Source organism: Rheinheimera sp. EpRS3 (assembly GCF_001513785.1).
Taxonomy (GTDB): Bacteria; Pseudomonadota; Gammaproteobacteria; order Enterobacterales; family Alteromonadaceae; genus Alishewanella.
Genome location: NZ_LNQS01000001.1, coordinates 256449 through 273463 on the forward strand (window position 1 = coordinate 256449; position 17015 = coordinate 273463).

A 17015-nucleotide genomic window follows, 5' to 3' on the forward strand; every position below is an offset into this window, starting at 1 on the left:
CGCCCAAAACATAGGTACTCGAATTGTTTTGATTAGTGGTACTGAATTGGCCAAACTCATGCTACGTTACAACATTGGCTGCAGAGATGAGCAGGTGCTGCATCTGAAAAAATTGACGAAGAATTTTTCGAAAATTAGCTTGAGATGAATTATGGATATTGATGGATTAAAACCAGAAACGCAGGCTCGTTTATCAATTGATGAGCAGCTTAAGCTGGCAGGTTGGAAAGTACAAACTTGGCCAGCAGTGAATCTAGGTGAAGGCTTAGGAATTGCAATTCGTGAATATCCCACAGATTCAGGCCCTGCCGACTATATCCTGTTTGTGAATCGTAAAGCAGTTGGCGTTATTGAAGCCAAAAAAGATGAAACCATCTTATCTAGTGTTGAAGACCAAACCTTGCGCTATGCCACAAGTAAAATTAAATTTCGCAAAGATGAAGCGCCCTTATCGTTTCTGTTTGAAGCTACTGGCAAAGTTATTCAGTTTACAGACTTAAGAGACCCAGCCCCAAGAGCGCGGGAGATTTTTCATTTTTTTAAGCCTGAAACCCTACAAGAGTGGATGAAGCAAGAAAGCTCACTGCGCAAACGCTTAAAATACCAGATACCGGAATTGCCTAAAGCAAACCTACGTGACTGCCAAATTAGCGCCATCATTGGGCTTGAAAAATCGCTGGCAGCAAACCGACCACGCTCACTTATTCATATGGCAACAGGCGCAGGTAAAACCTTTACTGCTATTAATGCCGTCTATCGCTTGCTTAATCATGGCGGTGCAAAACGCATTCTTTTTTTGGTTGATACCCGCAACCTGGGTAAACAAGCACAGCAAGAATTTCATGCCTTTAAACCGCAAGGCAAGCAAAGCTTTTTTCATGAGAATCACATCGTTCAGCGCTTAACCAGCAGCACTATCGACAGCGCTGCAGAGGTATGCATTTGTACCATTCAGCGCATGTATTCTATTTTAAGCGGCAAGCCCATTGATGAAAGCGCCGAAGACATCTCGCTGCACGAAATTAAGCAAAACCAGCAGCAAGCCAAATTGGTTAAATACAACCCAGCCGTGCCGGTTGAAACCTTTGATTTTATTATTGTCGATGAATGCCACCGCTCTATTTATAACCTGTGGAAGCAAGTGCTCGACTACTTTGATGCCTTTATCATAGGTTTAACCGCTACGCCTGATAAGCGCACTTTTGGTTTTTTTAATGAAAATATCGTTGCTGAATACAGCTATGAAGACTCAGTGCTGGATGGCGTTAACGTAGGTTATGACGTCTATGAAATAGAAACTGAAATTGGCAATAAAGGCGCTGAGTTAAAAGCCAAAGAATGGCTTGATCACCGTGACAAACTCACCCGCAAAAAACGTTGGGCGCAGGCCGAAGAAGACAACAGCTACACCAATAAAGAGCTCGACCGCTCTGTGGTTAACGTTAGCCAAATTCGCCAGGTGATTAAGGCGATGAAAAAAGCGGTTGAAACTCAGATTTATCCAGAGCGTAAAGAAGTGCCCAAAACGCTGATTTTCGCTAAAACCGACAGCCACGCCGACGATATTATTCAAATTGTGCGTGAAGAATACGGTCAAGGTAATGAGTTTTGCAAAAAGATCACCTATAGCGCCAAAGATCCTGATGGCATTTTGAATGATTTTCGTATCGACTTTAATCCGCGCATTGCCGTAACTGTGGATATGATTGCCACAGGCACAGACGTAAAACCACTGGAAATACTGCTATTTATGCGTGATGTACGCAGCAAAGGTTATTACGAACAAATGAAAGGCCGTGGCGTGCGCAGTTTAAGCTATGAGGACCTGCACAATGTCAGCAAAAGCGCCACCAGCGACAAAGACCGCTTTGTGCTGATTGACGCTGTCGGCGTGGAAAAGTCGCTAAAAACCGAAAGCCGGCCGTTAGAGCGTAGCCCAAACTTATCACTGAAAGACTTATTGCAAGGCGTGGCCATGGGCCATCGCGATGATGACACCATTCAAAGCCTGGCCAACCGTTTAACTCGCTTAAGTAAGCAGTTAGATAAGCGCGGGCTAGCCGAGGTTGAAAAGCTAACCGGTAAATCACTGCCGGAAGTAGCGAGAGAGCTGCTAACTGCACTCAACCCCGATACGATAAATAAACAAGCTCTTGCTAATGCCAAAGCCGCAGGTATTACCCGCAGCGAAGAGTCTTTAACCGATAGCGAGCGTCAAACTGCTAAAGAGCAGTTGATTGATCAGGCTTGCCAAACTCTTGATAACCCCGCCACACGGGAAGGCATAGAATCTGCCCGCAGGCTGCGTGAGCAGCTTATCGACCATATCAACTTAGATACGGTGATCTATTCGGGTTACAGTAGCCAAGCCGCCGACAATGCAGCAAAAGTTATTCAAAGCTTTAAAGACTTTATCGAGCAGCATAAAGACGATATTCAAGCTTTAAGCTTTTTTTACCAGCAGCCTTACCAGCGCAGGGGTTTAACCTTTGCCATGTTAGAAGATTTGTACCAAGCGCTAAGCAAGCCACCATTATTACTGACCACCGAAAAATTGTGGAACGCCTATGAACGTATTAATCACAGTAGTAGCCACAGCAACAATCAAGGTAATCAGCAAGCAGCAGGTAATAGTAAAAACAAGAAAGTGAACAGCCAAAGGCAGTTGACCGATATCATCTCGCTTATCCGGTTTGCCATTGGTTTAGATACCGAGCTCAAACCCTTTGCCGAACACGTTGATGCCAAGTTTAAAAAGTGGATTTTCCGTCATAATGCCCAGCGCTCAACTGCATTTACCGAGCAGCAAACCCAGTGGCTACGGTTGATCAAAGATCATATTGCCGCCAGCTGCGCCATCGAGCGGGATGACTTTGACTACAGCCCCTTTTCAGACCACGGCGGGCTGCAAAAAGCCTGGAGCTTATTTGCTGTTAACAACCCAAACAACACCAGCCAAAATAACGAATTAGATAGCCTATTGGCTGAAATGAATCAGGAATTAATTGCGTGAGTGAAGTAGAAAAATTACCTAATGGGTGGGTGTTGACAACAATCCCTTCGCTAATCTCGGGGGGATTGTTCACTGATGGTGATTGGGTTGAAAGTAAAGATCAAGATCCAAAAGGCTCCGTCCGTTTGTTGCAATTGGCAGATATAGGCGATGGCTTTTTTATTAATAAATCCAATAGATTTCTTAATGAAGAGACTGCTAATTACTTAAACTGTACATATCTAAAACCAAACGATGTCCTTGTTGCCCGAATGCCAGACCCTCTAGGTAGAGCATGTTTAATGCCGAAGACGAATCAGGCTTCAGTCACCGTTGTTGATGTTTGCGTTATTCGTCCTGGCAAAGTTGAGCATTTTAGTACTTCATGGTTAATGCATTTTATTAACTCTCCTGAATTTAGGGGAAAAATAGCAGCATTACAAAGCGGCTCGACTCGCAAGCGGATATCCAAAGGAAACTTATCTAAAATTGAACTCCCATTACCGCCAAGAGGTGAACAAGATCGCATCGTTGACAAACTCGAAGAACTTTTCTCCGAACTCGACGCAGGTGTTAAAGAACTTAAAGCCGCACAAACCAAACTTAGCCAATACCGCCAATCGCTATTAAAAAGTGCCGTTGAAGGTTCATTAACTCAGCAATGGCGTGCAGAAAATAGCGGCAAAGTGCAAGAAACCGGCGCGCAACTATTAGCGCGTATTCTAAAACAGCGCCGCGAGCAGTGGCAGCAACAAAAACTCGCCGAGTTTGCCGAAAAAGGCAAAACTCCGCCTAAAAACTGGCAAGACGCATACCCCGAACCGGTTCAGCCAGATACTACCGATTTACCAAAGCTGCCAGAAGGTTGGGTGTGGGCGAGTGTTGCGCAAGTAGCTTCGGACCTGCCGTACAGCCTTGCTATAGGTCCCTTTGGTAGCAACCTAAAAGTTAGTGACTATAGGAATGAAGGCGTACCACTAATATTTGTTCGGAATATACGTAGTGGCAATTATGGTGGTGAGTTCACTAAATTTATAAGTGAAGAAAAAGCAATTGAGTTGGCTGCACATAAGGCCGTGGGAGGTGATGTCATAATAACAAAAATGGGAGAGCCGCCGGGTGATGCAGATATCTACCCTTTAAATCAGCCTGATTCAATAGTTACAGCTGATTGCATTAAAGTAAGCTGTAATGAGAAATTAATCCTGCCTGCGTTTCTTAAGGCTACAATAAATTCTTTAATTGGTAGGCAACAAATACGGCCAATGACGAAAGGAGTTGCCCAAAAAAAAGTGAGTCTTGGTCGATTTTCATTTTTCGCTGTTCCAATCCCAAGTCTATCTGAGCAGAAATTAATAATCACTAAGTTGAGTGAAGACCTAGAACTTATTACAAGGCAACTCGACAGCATCTATCTTGGTTTAAAACAATCTGAAGCCCAACGTAAAAATATCTTAAAGTCAGCGTTTTCAGGCCAATTGGTATCGCAAGACCCTAATGACGAACCGGCTTCGGTATTGCTTGAAAAAATCAAACGTGAGCGCGAAGCCTTGGCAAAGATGCCTAAACCTCGTAAGCCGAGTAAACCTAAAAAAAGATGAGCTGATGAATACCTTGCTCGAAGTGTTAACCACCCACAACCCGATTGCTATCGCCGAATTAACCCGCGATCAGGTGCAAATTTTAAGCCGTGATAATGAGACTTGCAGCATTGAGTCACATAAGCCGAGCTTTGACCCCAGAGGCATGGGCTACGCGGGTATTATTACCAGCGACATGTTTGGTTTGGCGACATCAGTTGATAGTTATACCGAAGATTTATTGGAGTGCGCCTAATGCCAACACTTACTGCCGCACCTGAGCTGTATTCAGATATCCAAACCCTAATAATCCAAACCAAACAACAAACGGCGGTGGCAGTTAATTCCGCGCTAACCATGATGTATTGGCAAATTGGTCAGCGCATTAATCAAGAGTTGTTAAAGGGTGAGCGAGCCGAATATGGCAAACAAATAGTGGCCAATTTAGCCCGGCAGCTTACCCAAAGCTTTGGCAAAGGCTGGAGTGCACGCAACATCGCTTACATGATGCAGCTTAATGAGCAATTCCCAGAGCAACAGATTTTGCACTCACTGTGTGCAAAATTGAGCTGGAGCCATTTTAGGCTGCTGATCAGTTTAAAAGAGCCGCTGGCCCGCGAGTTTTATGCCCAGATGTGCGTAACCCAGACTTGGAGTGTGCGCACACTGAATGAGCGTATCGATAGTATGTTGTTTGAGCGCACAGCGCTGTCAAAAAAGCCCGCTGAAACCATTAAGCTTGAATTGCAGCAATTAGCTGAGCACAAGCAAGTATCAGCTAACCTGATACTGAAAGACCCCTATGTGCTGGATTTCTTGGGGCTGAATGATCACTACCTGGAAAAAGATTTAGAAGATGCCATTTTACGTGAGCTTGAACAATTTCTGCTTGAGCTTGGCGCCGGCTTTTCGTTTATTGCGCGGCAAAAGCGCATTCAGCTTGATGGCGATGATTTTTACATCGATTTATTGTTTTATAATCGCCAGCTCAAACGCTTAGTGGCCATTGATTTAAAGCTGGGGAAATTCAAACCCCACTACAAAGGCCAAATGGAGCTGTACTTGCGCTGGCTGGATAAACACGAGCGACAAGCGGGTGAGCAAGCACCGCTTGGTATTATTTTGTGTGCGCAAAAAAACCAAGAGCAAATCGAATTGCTGGAAATGGATGATGCCGGTATTCACGTGGCAGAGTACCTGGCTGTGTTGCCGAAACGGGAAATACTGCATCAACGCTTACAAGAGGCGATTAATTCTGCCAAAAATCGCTATAATCCCACGCTTTTAGACAGCAGCACACCTGAGTGCAGTCAATCAGGTTTGGACAGTAAAAAATGAACGCCCCCGCATTAGTACAAAAAGTTTGGAATTATTGTCATACCTTACGTGATGACGGTGTTGGCTATGGAGATTATTTAGAGCAGTTAACTTACTTGCTGTTTTTAAAAATGGCCCACGAATACTCGCAGCCGCCGTACTTACGCGATACCAAAGTACCTGGCGACTACAACTGGGATTCGTTAACTGGCCTAACGGGGGAAGCGTTAGAAAACCAATACCGTAGAGTTTTAAAAAAGCTTGCCGATGCTCCTGGCATGCTGGGCGCTATTTTTTACAAGTCAGAAAACAAAATCCCCGATCCTGCTAAGTTGTCACGCATTGTTAAAATGATTGATGAAGAGAGCTGGATCAGCCTTGATGCCGATGCCAAAGGCGATTTATACGAAGGCTTGCTGCAAAAAAATGCTGAAGATACCAAAAGTGGGGCTGGCCAGTACTTTACCCCACGGCCATTAATTGATGCCATGCTGGCTTGTGTACGCCCGGAAGCTAAAAAAACCATTATGGACCCAGCCTGTGGTACCGGCGGTTTCTTTTTAAGTGCCAGTGACTGGATCACCTATGGTGATGCGCAATGGATTGAAAAAGGTATGAGCCACTGGAACCCAGCTAAAGATAATGCCAGCACAATTGCCAAATCCAAGCTTAATAAAGACCAGGTAAAATTTTTACGTGATGAGACCTTCTTTGGTAATGAAATAGTGCCGTCAACCCGTCGTATGTGTTTAATGAATTTGTTTTTACACAATATTGGCAGTATTGATGGCGAGCCCAAAGTTGCCCGCGCCGATGCGTTGCTAACGGCAATAAAAGGCGAAGATAAGGTTGATTACGTATTGGCCAACCCGCCATTTGGTAAGAAAAGCAGCATGACCATTACCAATGCCGAAGGTGGCGAAGACAAAGAAGCCTTAACCTATGAGCGGCAAGACTTTTGGGCCACCACCACCAACAAGCAACTTAACTTTTTGCAGCATATTGTCGCGAGCTTAAAAGACAACGGCAAAGCGGCAGTAGTATTACCTGATAACGTTTTATTTGAAGGCGGTGCAGGTGAGCGCATTCGCCGTAAATGGCTGAACAACTGCGACGTGCACACTATTTTGCGCCTACCAACCGGTATTTTTTATGCCAATGGCGTAAAAGCGAACGTAGTATTTTTTGATAACGCGGCTCGTGATGAAAAAGTACATACCAAAGGTATTTGGTTTTACGATTTAAGAACCAATAAGCACTTTACGCTTAAGCAGCGCCCAATGATGTTGAGCGATCTTAAAGAATTTATTCAGTGCTATAACCCTGAGAATCGCCATGAGCGCAAAGAGACTGAGCGATTCAAATACTACAGTTATGACGAGTTAATAAACCGCGATAAAGCCAGCCTTGACGTGTTCTGGCTTAAAGATGACAGCCTGGATAATTTAGATAACTTGCCACCTCCTGATATTTTACAGCAAGAAATTATCGATCATTTAGAAGCGGCATTATTGGCCTTTAAAGATGTAGCAGCAGGCTTGCCTGTCAGTAGCAAAAGTTAGTTAGTTCTGGTTGCCTTTTGCCCATCTTTGCGATGGGCAAAATCGGGTAATAGCATCGGACTTGCGCGGTGTTGTGGTTTAGGCAGCGCTCAACCAGGGAATTTGACGTTATTCCACGTTTTGGACCTAACTTGATAATGGTTGCAAAAAATCCATATGTTTCAGTGCCCCAACCATGTGTCTATACCCTGATAAAGGGAATATCAGCTGCCTGCGCTTTTAAGTAGGCTGTTTTCGCGACTATGTTGTCACTCAATGCCTGAAAATAGGCAATATCGTCAGCGGTAATATAGGATTGTTGTTTCAGGTTGTTGATAAGTAATCCACCGGAAAGCTGGTTGAGGACTTTATCCGCTAACCCAACTAACAGTCTCGACAATAGCTTTTTATCGATATTGCAGGTTTCTGCAAAGTCAGCCAGTTGATAGGCGTGTATGGAGTCAGGTTCAAATTCATCCCCCATCGCCATTGCCAACACATGCTTGAATTGTGGGAACATCGAGACGTTAACTAAATCATAAGCAGGGGTAAAACGGGCAGTGCTCTCATCGAAATACAGCGACACGTTTTTGCCGTGACTGTCGTAATTGCTGATCATTAAATTGAACAACTGCCAGTGGATCAACCATTGTGTGCTTTCTACCGGCGAAGACATTTTCCGACAAAACCCAAATAGCTTTGCTAAACTCGCGCCATCACGGATGTGCTTAACGTCCCGGCCATCGCCAAGGTTGCGCTCATATTTGTGATCTCTGGACAAGTTAAGCGCCTGGCAGCCATCTATCACATGACGTCTCATCACTTTGTGATTGTCCCTTACGTATTTGCGATCAAAACGCTTAACGATAAGTGCCGGATGAGGACCGAACCGCCTAAACGCCACCTCGGCTGTCGGTAAGCCAATCGCAGTTGCAAGCCTCATGCAGAAGAACTCGTTTAATACCAGGTTTGGACAGTTTTTCTTTTCAAATTTCAGGATATGCGTAGAGCAAAGTGAGCCGTCACCAAAGCCAAGGTTGCCGGCTTCATCAATAAAGACATTTAATTTATCCTGCACGCCAGCCACACTGAGCCGGAGTTTGTCATCCCATGTCAGTAAACCAAACTCTTCTTTGATATTAAGCCTTTCAATTAACTCTGCTTCTTCAAGTAGCCTAAAGCTGGGTTGCGTCTCATCTATCTGCTCCTCTTGATCTGGTCTAAAGACAACTGCACCCGCTAAATCTTTACCAATAGCAAGCACTTGCGAATAGACGTTTTTTTCCGAAACACCTAAGTTTTCAGCTAGCAGTCTTCGCGCTTCACCCTCCGGCAGGGCGTTATCAAGATAGTTGTAGGCAACTTCCGCTGTATGCTGATTATTAAGTGGCAAATGCGGTGAAATGGCAAAACCCTGTTGCTGCCAATGCGGTGCATAGCTAAGTCTTAATAGGTTAGTGCTGTTATCCAGTACCAATGTTCCTATGACATCATCACCATAAGTTACCTTTAGTTGGTAGGCGTCGATTTTCGCCATCATCAAATCCACTTCCTTCCACCTGAGGTGGGAATCGCTGCCGACGTCAGCTCTTTCGAAGTCAGTTTAATGCCCAAGCCGTTTAACACAGAGAACACCGCTGCTAAGGTGCAATTTGCGTTGCCGTTTTCAATACGTGACAGGGTGTTAATGCCGATCCCGCATAGCGCCGCACAGTCGGCTAATTTAATACCGAGTTCTGTCCGCTTCGCTTTAATCAGTTGTCCCAGTATTCCGGCGTTATCGATAAATACTGAATCAGGCATATCTGAAACCGTTACTTTTTTTGCCATGATGTTGGCTCTGCTTTAGCTATTAATCACCATATTTGGTGATTATAGAGGGGTGCTGAGAAATTTCAAATATAATCACTGATAATGGTGATTATATGTAGTTAATCAATGAATTCCTCAATAATTAACCGATAGTGGTGAATATTTGCTGCATCGTATTAGAAAGAAGCCCTGTATTTGCAGGCAAATAACAGGGCTTTTTAGTTAATCTTTAAAAGGTGGAAAAGCTATTCCACGTTCTGGATCTGCTCTCTCATCTGCTCAATTAACACCTTAAGCTCTACCGCTGAATTGGTGATCTCGGTGCTGATGGCTTTCGACGACAGCGTGTTCGCTTCGCGGTTAAATTCCTGCATCATAAAATCTAAGCGCCGGCCGCAGGCGCCGCCTTTTTTCAGCGTATGGCGGGTTTCTTTAATGTGGGCATCTAAGCGGTCGAGCTCTTCGGCGACGTCAGACTTAGAGGCTAAAAACGCCATTTCCTGCTCTAAACGGCCTTGCTCTATATCGGCTTTAATCTCGTTTAAGCGGTTTACAATGCGATCACGCTGCCACTGCATCGCTTGCGGCAAGTGTGTGCGCACAAAGGCCACTTGCTCGCCAATCGCGGTTAGGCGCTGCTGGATCATCTGCTCGATGGCATCACCTTCGCGGCCACGGCCGGCTAAGAAGTCTTGTAAGGCAGCGTCGAAACCGGCCAGCAGTTCGCCTTGCAGCGCGTCTAAGTCTTCAGTCGGGGTTTCCATTACACCCGGCCAGCGCAGAATGTCGGCAATGTTTAATTGCGCTTGCGGTGCTTTTTGCAGTAACTGCTGCGCCTTTTGCAGCAATTGCTCGGCGAACACTTCATTTAACGTTAGTTCGCCGGCGGCTTGGTTAGCATGGTAGCGCAGGTTCACTTCTATTTTGCCGCGCTGCAGGCTGTTGCGTAGTTTGTCGCGCAGCAGGCTTTCTAAACCGCGAAACTGCTCCGGCAGGCGAAAGTAGGATTCCAGGTAACGCTGGTTTACCGAGCGGATCTCCCACTGGGCTGTGCCCCAGCTGGCTTTGGTTTCGTGACGGGCGAAGGCGGTCATGCTGTGGATCATAAAAGGCTCTCTGGCGACAAATAAAACCAGAGTATACCGCAGGGCAATCGAATTTGGCGAATTGATGGCTCTGAGTAACGTTAGCCCCTATAATAACCGCCATTGTTAATTTCAGGAGTGCAGCTATGCGTCCAAGTGGCAGAACCGCCAGTCAGATCCGTCCCCTTACTTTTACCCGTCAATTTACCGCTCATGCTGAAGGCTCAGTATTGGTTGAATTTGGTAATACCAAGGTAATTTGTACCGCCAGCGTAATTGAAGGTGTGCCACGCTTTATGAAAGGCCAGGGCAAAGGCTGGATTACCGCCGAATACGGCATGCTGCCACGCGCTACCCATACCCGTAATGACCGCGAAGCGGCACGCGGTAAGCAAGGTGGCCGCACTATGGAAATTCAGCGTCTGATTGGCCGTGCGCTGCGTACCGCAGTAGATTTAAAACTGTTGGGCGAAAATACCATTACTATCGACTGTGATGTGATTCAGGCCGATGGCGGCACCCGCACTGCCTCCATTACCGGTGCTTGTGTGGCGCTGGTAGATGCGCTGAACTTTATGCGCGCTAAAGGCATTATTAAAACTAACCCGCTGAATTTTATGGTGGCTGCTGTCTCGGTAGGTATTTATAAAGGCACTGCCGTGGCCGATTTAGATTACGCCGAAGATTCTAACGCGGAAACTGATATGAATATCGTGATGACCGAAACCGGCAAAGTGATTGAAATTCAGGGCACCGCCGAAGAAGCGCCGTTTAGCTTTGAAGAAATGCAACAGATGATGGATTTAGGCAAGCACGCCATCCGTGAAATTATCGACGAGCAAAAGCGCGTTCTGGCATAACAAGCAAAGGATACAACAGCATGATCAAGCCGTTTCAACGTGAATTTATTGAGTTTGCGCTGTCGCGTCAGGTATTAAAGTTTGGCAGCTTTACGCTGAAATCCGGCCGTACCAGCCCGTATTTTTTTAATGCCGGGTTGTTTAATACCGGCGGTGATCTGGCCAAATTAGGCCGCTTTTATGCCGCTGCGTTGCAGGATAGCGGCCTGCAGTTCGACGTACTGTTTGGCCCGGCTTATAAAGGTATTCCTATTGCCACTACTACAGCTGTAGCACTGGCGGATCATTATAACCGTGATGTGCCGTACTGCTTTAACCGCAAAGAAGCGAAAACCCATGGTGAAGGCGGTAACTTAGTGGGGTCGCCGCTAAAAGGCCGCATTATGCTGGTGGATGATGTGATTACCGCTGGCACTGCGATCCGTGAATCGATGCAGTTAATTCAGGCACAGGGCGCTGAGCTGACCGGGGTGTTAATAGCACTGGACCGGCAAGAGCGCGGCAAGGGTGAGTTGTCGGCGATCCAGGAAGTGGAGCGCGACTTTAATACCAAAGTGATTTCTATTATCAGTCTGCCGGATTTAATCAGCTATTTGGCCAATAAACCGGAGATGGCACAGCATCTTGATGCGGTAAAAGCTTATCGCGCACAATATGGTGTTAACACTTAAGGAAAATCGGGCTTTAGAGTAGGGTACAGTGTCAGGAAATGCTTTCTGCACCGGCTTCAAGGATCACATCCTTGTGCCCTCTCAGCCTGCGCGGCATCCTTGCCGCTGTTCCGAAAGCACACCTGACCCTGTACCTGACGCTTCGACCTTAGCCCGATACACAACAGCAATGAAGGACAGCAAAGATGTTAAAGCCAAACGGCGTTGGTTTAGGCCGAATTATCAGGGCTGCAAAATGTTCGATGCAGGGCTTTGCTGCCAGTTGGAAGTTTGAGTCTGCCTTTCGTCAGGAAACCATCTTAGCTGTTATTTCTATTCCGCTGGCCGCCTGGTTGGCCACGTCAGTCAGCCAGTTTGCCTTGTTGGTGAGTGTTTGGTGTTTGGTACTGGTGGTAGAACTATTAAACTCAGCGATTGAATCACTGACTGACCGGGTAAGTCTGGAGCGGCATGAACTGTCGGGCCGTGCCAAAGATATGGGCTCGGCTGCAGTGTTTGTCAGCTTAGTAATAGTGGCGTTGATATGGGGCGCGGCGATTTATGAGCGCTTCGCTTAGCTGTTGTTGACCAGCCGAATCTTCTGATTCTGGTTAAGGAAGGGATTAGGTGTGCTTTCGTAGCAGCGGCATGGATGCCGCGCAGGCTGAGAGGGCACAGGGATGTGATCCTTGAAGCCGGCGAAGAAAGCATTTCCTAATCCCTGACGTTACTACCTTAGTTGCCGCTGCTACGAAAGCACACCAGCCACGCTGCTCTCACGTTATGATTTAGCTAAACAGAGCAGTTTGTAGTTGTGCCCACTGGTTAGCCCAGTACTGGGTTGGCAGCCGGGTAAAACCGGAGCGGACAAACTGGCTCAGTTTACCTTCTACCGTAGCCAGCAACAGGTTTGCCAGCTCGCCTTCGTCGATACTAAAGCCTTTACCTTCACGCAGCTTACGCTCGCGCAGGCATTGCTTTAACTGGGTTTCCAGTTTTTCAAATAACTGAGCAACGCGTTCTTGCAGGCGTTCCTGCTCACCCTGCAGTGCATCTCCGGTGAGAATACGGCAAATGCCCGGGTTACGTTCGGCGAATACCAATATCAGCTGTAAAATAAGCTCGGTGCGGCTGGCGGTGTCTTTGTGCTCGTCCAGAATGCCATTGATGCGTGATAGCAGTGTATCTTCAATAAACTCAATTAAGCCTTCAAACATCCGCGCTTTACTGGGAAAATGCCGGTATAGCGCTGCTTCAGACACACCAACTTTCTCTGCAAGTGCAGCGGTGGTTATGCGCTGGCCGTTATTACTTTGCAGCATGGCCGCAAGGGCCTGCAAAATGTCTTCTTTACGATTACTGCGACGGGGTGCCGGCATTGCGTGTCCTGTAAAAAAAGTAACTTAGAGTCTGGTGCAGGCGCCTACAGCCGGAAATACTTATTTCGCCGCCTTCAAGGATCACGTCCCTGTGCCCTCTCAGGCTCCGCGGCATCCATGCCGCTGCTGCATAAGTACGCCGGCCTTCGGCGCAACCTAAAGCATTGTGCTTTAAGCTAATTATGCTTTACCAGAATGGCCAAAACCGCCTTCGCCGCGCGCTGTTTGTTCAAAGCTGTCGACAATATTAAATTCAGCCTGCACTACTGGCATAAATACCAGTTGGGCAATGCGATCACCCGGCTCAATGTTGAAGCTGTCTTTACCGCGGTTCCACATAGACACCATTAACGGGCCCTGATAATCCGAGTCAATTAAGCCCACCAGATTACCCAATACAATGCCGTGCTTATGGCCCAGGCCAGAGCGGGGCAGGATAGTGGCGCATAAATTAGCATCACCAATGAAAATAGATAGACCGGTAGGAATTAACGTAGTTTCACCCGGTGCCAGTGTCAGTGTGCTATCCAGACAGGCGCGTAAATCTAACCCGGCAGAGCCCGGTGTGGCGTAGGCCGGCAACGGAAATTCTGTACCAATTCGGGGGTCAAGGATTTTTAAATCAATGGCTTTTTTCATTTACGGCTTAACTCTTATTTTATTGATAATTAGTATTTTAATGGTAACTAGCTGGCGGAAAATTGAGCATAGATATGCTGCAGTATGGCTTTGGCTAACTCAGCTTTGGGCTGGGCCGGTAATGCCTGCTCGCCATGCTGCCACACCAGAGTGACAGCATTATGATCGCTGTTAAAACCCAGTTCAGTGCCCGATACATCATTAGCGCAAATTAAATCCAGCTTCTTGCGTGCCAGTTTATCTTTGGCGTATTGCACTACGTTTTGTGTTTCCGCGGCAAAACCTACGGTAAAGGGGCGCTGTGTGGTTAGTGCTGCAACGGCGGCAATAATATCCGGGTTTTTTACCAGCTTGAGCTCAATGCTGTCGCTGGCGGTTTTCTTCATCTTTTCACTGGCAACCTGTGCTACACGATAATCTGCCACCGCTGCGCAGCCGATAAAAATATCGTTTTGTTTCGCCTGAGCCAATGCAGCTTCGTGCATTTGCTCTGCGGTAGTAACGTCAATGCGTGTTACCCCTGCAGGTGTAGCTAACTGCACCGGGCCGCTAATCAGGGTGACCTGTGCGCCCATAGCCGCGGCGGCTTGCGCTAAGGCAAAGCCCATTTTGCCTGAGCTGTGGTTAGAGATATAACGCACCGGATCAATAGCTTCGCGCGTTGGGCCTGCGGTAATTGTGATTTTAATGTTATTAAGTTGCTGTTCAGCTGAAAAATGTTTTTCTAATGCGCTAACCAGCTCTAAAGGCTCCAGCATGCGGCCTGAGCCGACGTCGCCGCAGGCTTGTTCACCCACTCCCGGGCCATAAATGTAAAAATTATGTGCTTTTAAAGTGGCTAAATTATGCTGGGTAGCTATGTTTTTATACATCTGCTGGTTCATTGCAGGCGCTACAGCAACAGGTGCCGCGGTGGCTAATACACAGGTAGTCAGCAAATCGTTGGCTAAGCCGTGCGCCATGCGGGCGATAATATCGGCGCTGGCGGGGGCAATTAACACTATGTCAGCCCATTTTGCCAGCTCGATATGGCCCATGGCGGCTTCTGCTGCCGGGTCTAGCAAGCTTGTGCTTACCGGGTTACCTGATACGGCCTGCAGTGTCAGCGGAGTAATAAAGTGCTGGGCGGCGTCGGTTAAAATAACCCGCACATCTGCGCCACGCTCTTTTAAACGGCGTACTAAGTCTGCACTTTTATAGGCGGCAATACCGCCGCTGATACCTAGCAAAATGTGTTTTTGGGCAAGGGTTTGCAACATGACAGAGACACCAGAACCGGAAAAAACTGGCGATAAGATAGCATGGAAACACAAATTCAGCATCAATTCAGGGAGGGATAGCATGAGTATTCGTCACTGGCCCGCCACCGAGCGGCCACGGGAAAAACTGCTCGACAGAGGCGCGACAGCACTGTCAGACGCCGAGTTACTGGCTATATTTCTACGCACCGGTATTGCCGGTACTGACGCTGTAACGCTGGCGCGGCAGTTGTTAAGTCAGTTTGGTTCGCTAAGGCGTTTACTTGGCGCCAGCCAGGCTGATTTTTGCTCGGCCAAAGGGTTGGGCGAGGCCAAGTTTGTGCAGCTTCAGGCAGTACTGGAGCTGAGCAAACGCTATTTACAGCAGCAAATGCAGCGCGATACCGTGTTTACTGAACCGGCCACCGTAAAGCGTTATCTGCAACACGCTATCAGTGGCGAGCAGCGCGAAGTCTTTCTTTTACTGTATTTAGATAGCCAGCACCGGCTAATTAAAGCCGAGCCGTTATTTGCCGGTACTATAGATGCCTCCCCGGTGTATCCGCGTATTGTAGTTCAGCAGGCTTTAGCGCATAATGCCGCCGCTGTTATTCTGGCGCACAATCATCCCTCTGGCGTGGCTGAACCAAGCCGGGCGGACAGAGCGATTACTGAACGATTAATTCAGGCGTTAATGTTGGTAGATATCAAGGTATTGGATCACTTTATTGTGGGCGATGCCGATGTAATCTCCTTTGCAGAGCGTGGCTGGCTGTGAAGATCTGCAGAGATCCTTGCCGGATCTCTGCGCGCGGGCGAAAGATTTCGCTTGAATAAGGCGGCTTATTCGTGTATAAATTGCGCCCTCTTGTTTTGGGGCAACCTTCTTGGCCAGAAGGGTGATGACAGCTCGAGCTGATGTAATTTTGGAGAACTATTGACATGTCTAGAGTGTGCCAAGTAACTGGTAAAGGTCCGATGGTGGGTAACCGTCGTTCACACGCCAACAATGCTACTAAGCGCCGTTTCCTGCCTAACCTGCAAACTCACCGTTTCTGGGTTGAAAGTGAAAACCGTTTTGTTACATTACGTACTTCTACCCGTGGTATGCGCATCATCGATAAGAAAGGTATCGATGCGGTATTAGCCGAAGTGCGTGCTAACGGTCACAAGGTGTAAGGAAATAAAAAATGCGCGATAAAATCCGTTTAGTCTCTTCTGCAGGCACTGGTTTCTTCTATACAACTACGAAGAACAAGCGCACCATGCCAGAAAAGATGGAAATCAAAAAGTTTGATCCTAAAGTGCGCAAGCATGTGATTTTCAAAGAAGCGAAAATCAAGTAATCGAACACAGAAACCCGGCCAACGCCGGGTTTTTGCTTTTTAAAGCCCGCCTAAGTTACTATGCCGCAATGCTTTTGCCGACAGGTATGGTTATGTTAAAACTGTCCCGCCGTAACTGGAATAATGTACTGATTTTTGCCGTGCTGGTGCTGATGTTTGCGCTGTATGGCATTCCGCAGCGTTTATCGCAGTTTAATGCGCCTGAACATCGCTTGATCCCCGCTGATAGTGAATTACTGATGGTAGCTTTTGCTAATACGCGGCTTATTAAAGCCGGCCCACAGTGGCAGTTGCAACCCCAGCGCCAGAAACCGGTAGATGCAGCACAACTGGCAGTGGCCTGGCAGCATAGTTTACTTACGCCGGTTGAGGTGATTGCAGATAAAAGCCGCGTGCCGGTAGCACAGGCCAGTGTGCAGCTGGTTGGGCAAACTGCGCCGCTAATTTGGTTGCTGTATCCGGCTGCTGATACTGATGGCGAGCAGTTCTTATTACAGCAAGCCGGGCAGAGTCAGTTTTACCAGTTAACTGCTGCACAGGCGGCGCAGTTGTTTTTAATCGATATGGCGGAGTAAC

At 47.2% G+C, this 17015-nt stretch carries 18 protein-coding genes; 12 read left to right on the forward strand and 6 right to left on the reverse strand.

The window, feature by feature from the left end:
- Positions 1–151: 151 nt before the first annotated feature.
- From AR688_RS01115 to AR688_RS01135, 5 genes are read left to right on the forward strand one after another with little or no spacing between them, the layout of a single operon-like run.
- Positions 152–3013 (forward strand): type I restriction endonuclease subunit R, encoded by a 2862-nt coding sequence (locus AR688_RS01115; RefSeq protein WP_197412078.1) that lies wholly within the window; start codon positions 152–154, stop codon positions 3011–3013.
- Positions 3010–4593: a restriction endonuclease subunit S gene (locus AR688_RS01120; RefSeq protein WP_068227965.1), complete on the forward strand. Its 1584-nt coding sequence runs from the start codon at positions 3010–3012 to the stop codon at positions 4591–4593. The genes AR688_RS01115 and AR688_RS01120 overlap by 4 nt, the downstream gene beginning before the upstream one ends.
- A gap of 4 nt (positions 4594–4597) precedes the next feature.
- The gene (locus AR688_RS01125) at positions 4598–4828 is read left to right on the forward strand and encodes a hypothetical protein (RefSeq protein ID WP_068227967.1); all 231 of its coding nucleotides are present in this window, start codon (positions 4598–4600) and stop codon (positions 4826–4828) included.
- Complete coding sequence (locus AR688_RS01130) at positions 4828–5910, forward strand: PDDEXK nuclease domain-containing protein (protein WP_068227970.1); 1083 nt, start codon at positions 4828–4830, stop codon at positions 5908–5910. The genes AR688_RS01125 and AR688_RS01130 overlap by 1 nt, the downstream gene beginning before the upstream one ends.
- Positions 5907–7451, forward strand: a complete 1545-nt coding sequence (locus AR688_RS01135; RefSeq protein ID WP_068227973.1) for a class I SAM-dependent DNA methyltransferase — start codon at positions 5907–5909, stop codon at positions 7449–7451. Before AR688_RS01130 ends, AR688_RS01135 begins: the two co-directional genes overlap by 4 nt.
- Positions 7452–7632: 181 nt before the next feature.
- Here AR688_RS01135 and AR688_RS01140 read toward each other — a convergent pair whose 3' ends face one another.
- The 3 genes from AR688_RS01140 to AR688_RS01150 all read right to left on the reverse strand — a co-directional run bounded on the left by AR688_RS01140 (position 7633) and on the right by AR688_RS01150 (position 10348).
- Positions 7633–8970, reverse strand: coding sequence for a HipA domain-containing protein (locus tag AR688_RS01140; RefSeq protein WP_068227976.1), 1338 nt, complete (start codon positions 8968–8970; stop codon positions 7633–7635).
- Entirely contained in the window at positions 8970–9260 is a 291-nt protein-coding gene (locus AR688_RS01145; RefSeq protein ID WP_068227979.1) for a helix-turn-helix domain-containing protein, read from the reverse strand. The genes AR688_RS01140 and AR688_RS01145 overlap by 1 nt, the downstream gene beginning before the upstream one ends.
- A gap of 227 nt (positions 9261–9487) precedes the next feature.
- A complete protein-coding gene (locus AR688_RS01150) occupies positions 9488–10348 on the reverse strand; it encodes a YicC/YloC family endoribonuclease (protein WP_068227982.1) in 861 nt (286 codons plus the stop codon).
- A gap of 125 nt (positions 10349–10473) precedes the next feature.
- Here AR688_RS01150 and rph point away from each other — a divergent pair, with 125 nt between their 5' ends.
- The 3 genes from rph (at position 10474) to AR688_RS01165 (ending at position 12415) form a co-directional block, all read left to right on the forward strand.
- Positions 10474–11187, forward strand: coding sequence for a ribonuclease PH (rph, locus tag AR688_RS01155; protein WP_068227985.1), 714 nt, complete (start codon positions 10474–10476; stop codon positions 11185–11187).
- Positions 11188–11210: 23 nt separating this feature from the next.
- Positions 11211–11858, forward strand: a complete 648-nt coding sequence (gene pyrE, locus AR688_RS01160) for an orotate phosphoribosyltransferase (protein ID WP_068231024.1) — start codon at positions 11211–11213, stop codon at positions 11856–11858.
- A gap of 185 nt (positions 11859–12043) precedes the next feature.
- Positions 12044–12415, forward strand: a complete 372-nt coding sequence (locus tag AR688_RS01165) for a diacylglycerol kinase (protein WP_068227987.1) — start codon at positions 12044–12046, stop codon at positions 12413–12415.
- Between the two features lie 210 nt (positions 12416–12625).
- On the opposite strand, the gene slmA is transcribed toward AR688_RS01165, so the two are convergent.
- The 3 genes from slmA to coaBC all read right to left on the reverse strand — a co-directional run bounded on the left by slmA (position 12626) and on the right by coaBC (position 15114).
- Complete coding sequence (gene slmA / locus AR688_RS01170) at positions 12626–13216, reverse strand: nucleoid occlusion factor SlmA (RefSeq protein ID WP_068227990.1); 591 nt, start codon at positions 13214–13216, stop codon at positions 12626–12628.
- 180 nt (positions 13217–13396) lie between these two features.
- Positions 13397–13855: a dUTP diphosphatase gene (dut, locus tag AR688_RS01175; protein ID WP_068227991.1), complete on the reverse strand. Its 459-nt coding sequence runs from the start codon at positions 13853–13855 to the stop codon at positions 13397–13399.
- Positions 13856–13902: 47 nt separating this feature from the next.
- A complete protein-coding gene (coaBC, locus tag AR688_RS01180) occupies positions 13903–15114 on the reverse strand; it encodes a bifunctional phosphopantothenoylcysteine decarboxylase/phosphopantothenate--cysteine ligase CoaBC (RefSeq protein ID WP_197412080.1) in 1212 nt (403 codons plus the stop codon).
- Between the two features lie 82 nt (positions 15115–15196).
- On the opposite strand from coaBC, the gene radC reads away from it, so the two are divergent.
- The 4 genes from radC to AR688_RS01200 all read left to right on the forward strand — a co-directional run bounded on the left by radC (position 15197) and on the right by AR688_RS01200 (position 17014).
- The gene (gene radC / locus AR688_RS01185; RefSeq protein ID WP_068227994.1) at positions 15197–15871 is read left to right on the forward strand and encodes a RadC family protein; all 675 of its coding nucleotides are present in this window, start codon (positions 15197–15199) and stop codon (positions 15869–15871) included.
- Positions 15872–16035: 164 nt separating this feature from the next.
- Positions 16036–16272, forward strand: coding sequence for a 50S ribosomal protein L28 (gene rpmB, locus AR688_RS01190; protein WP_040551802.1), 237 nt, complete (start codon positions 16036–16038; stop codon positions 16270–16272).
- An 11-nt stretch (positions 16273–16283) separates the two neighbouring features.
- Entirely contained in the window at positions 16284–16439 is a 156-nt protein-coding gene (rpmG, locus tag AR688_RS01195) for a 50S ribosomal protein L33 (protein WP_008219722.1), read from the forward strand.
- A gap of 92 nt (positions 16440–16531) precedes the next feature.
- Complete coding sequence (locus AR688_RS01200) at positions 16532–17014, forward strand: hypothetical protein (RefSeq protein ID WP_068231030.1); 483 nt, start codon at positions 16532–16534, stop codon at positions 17012–17014.
- The last annotated feature ends 1 nt before the right edge of the window (position 17015 follow it).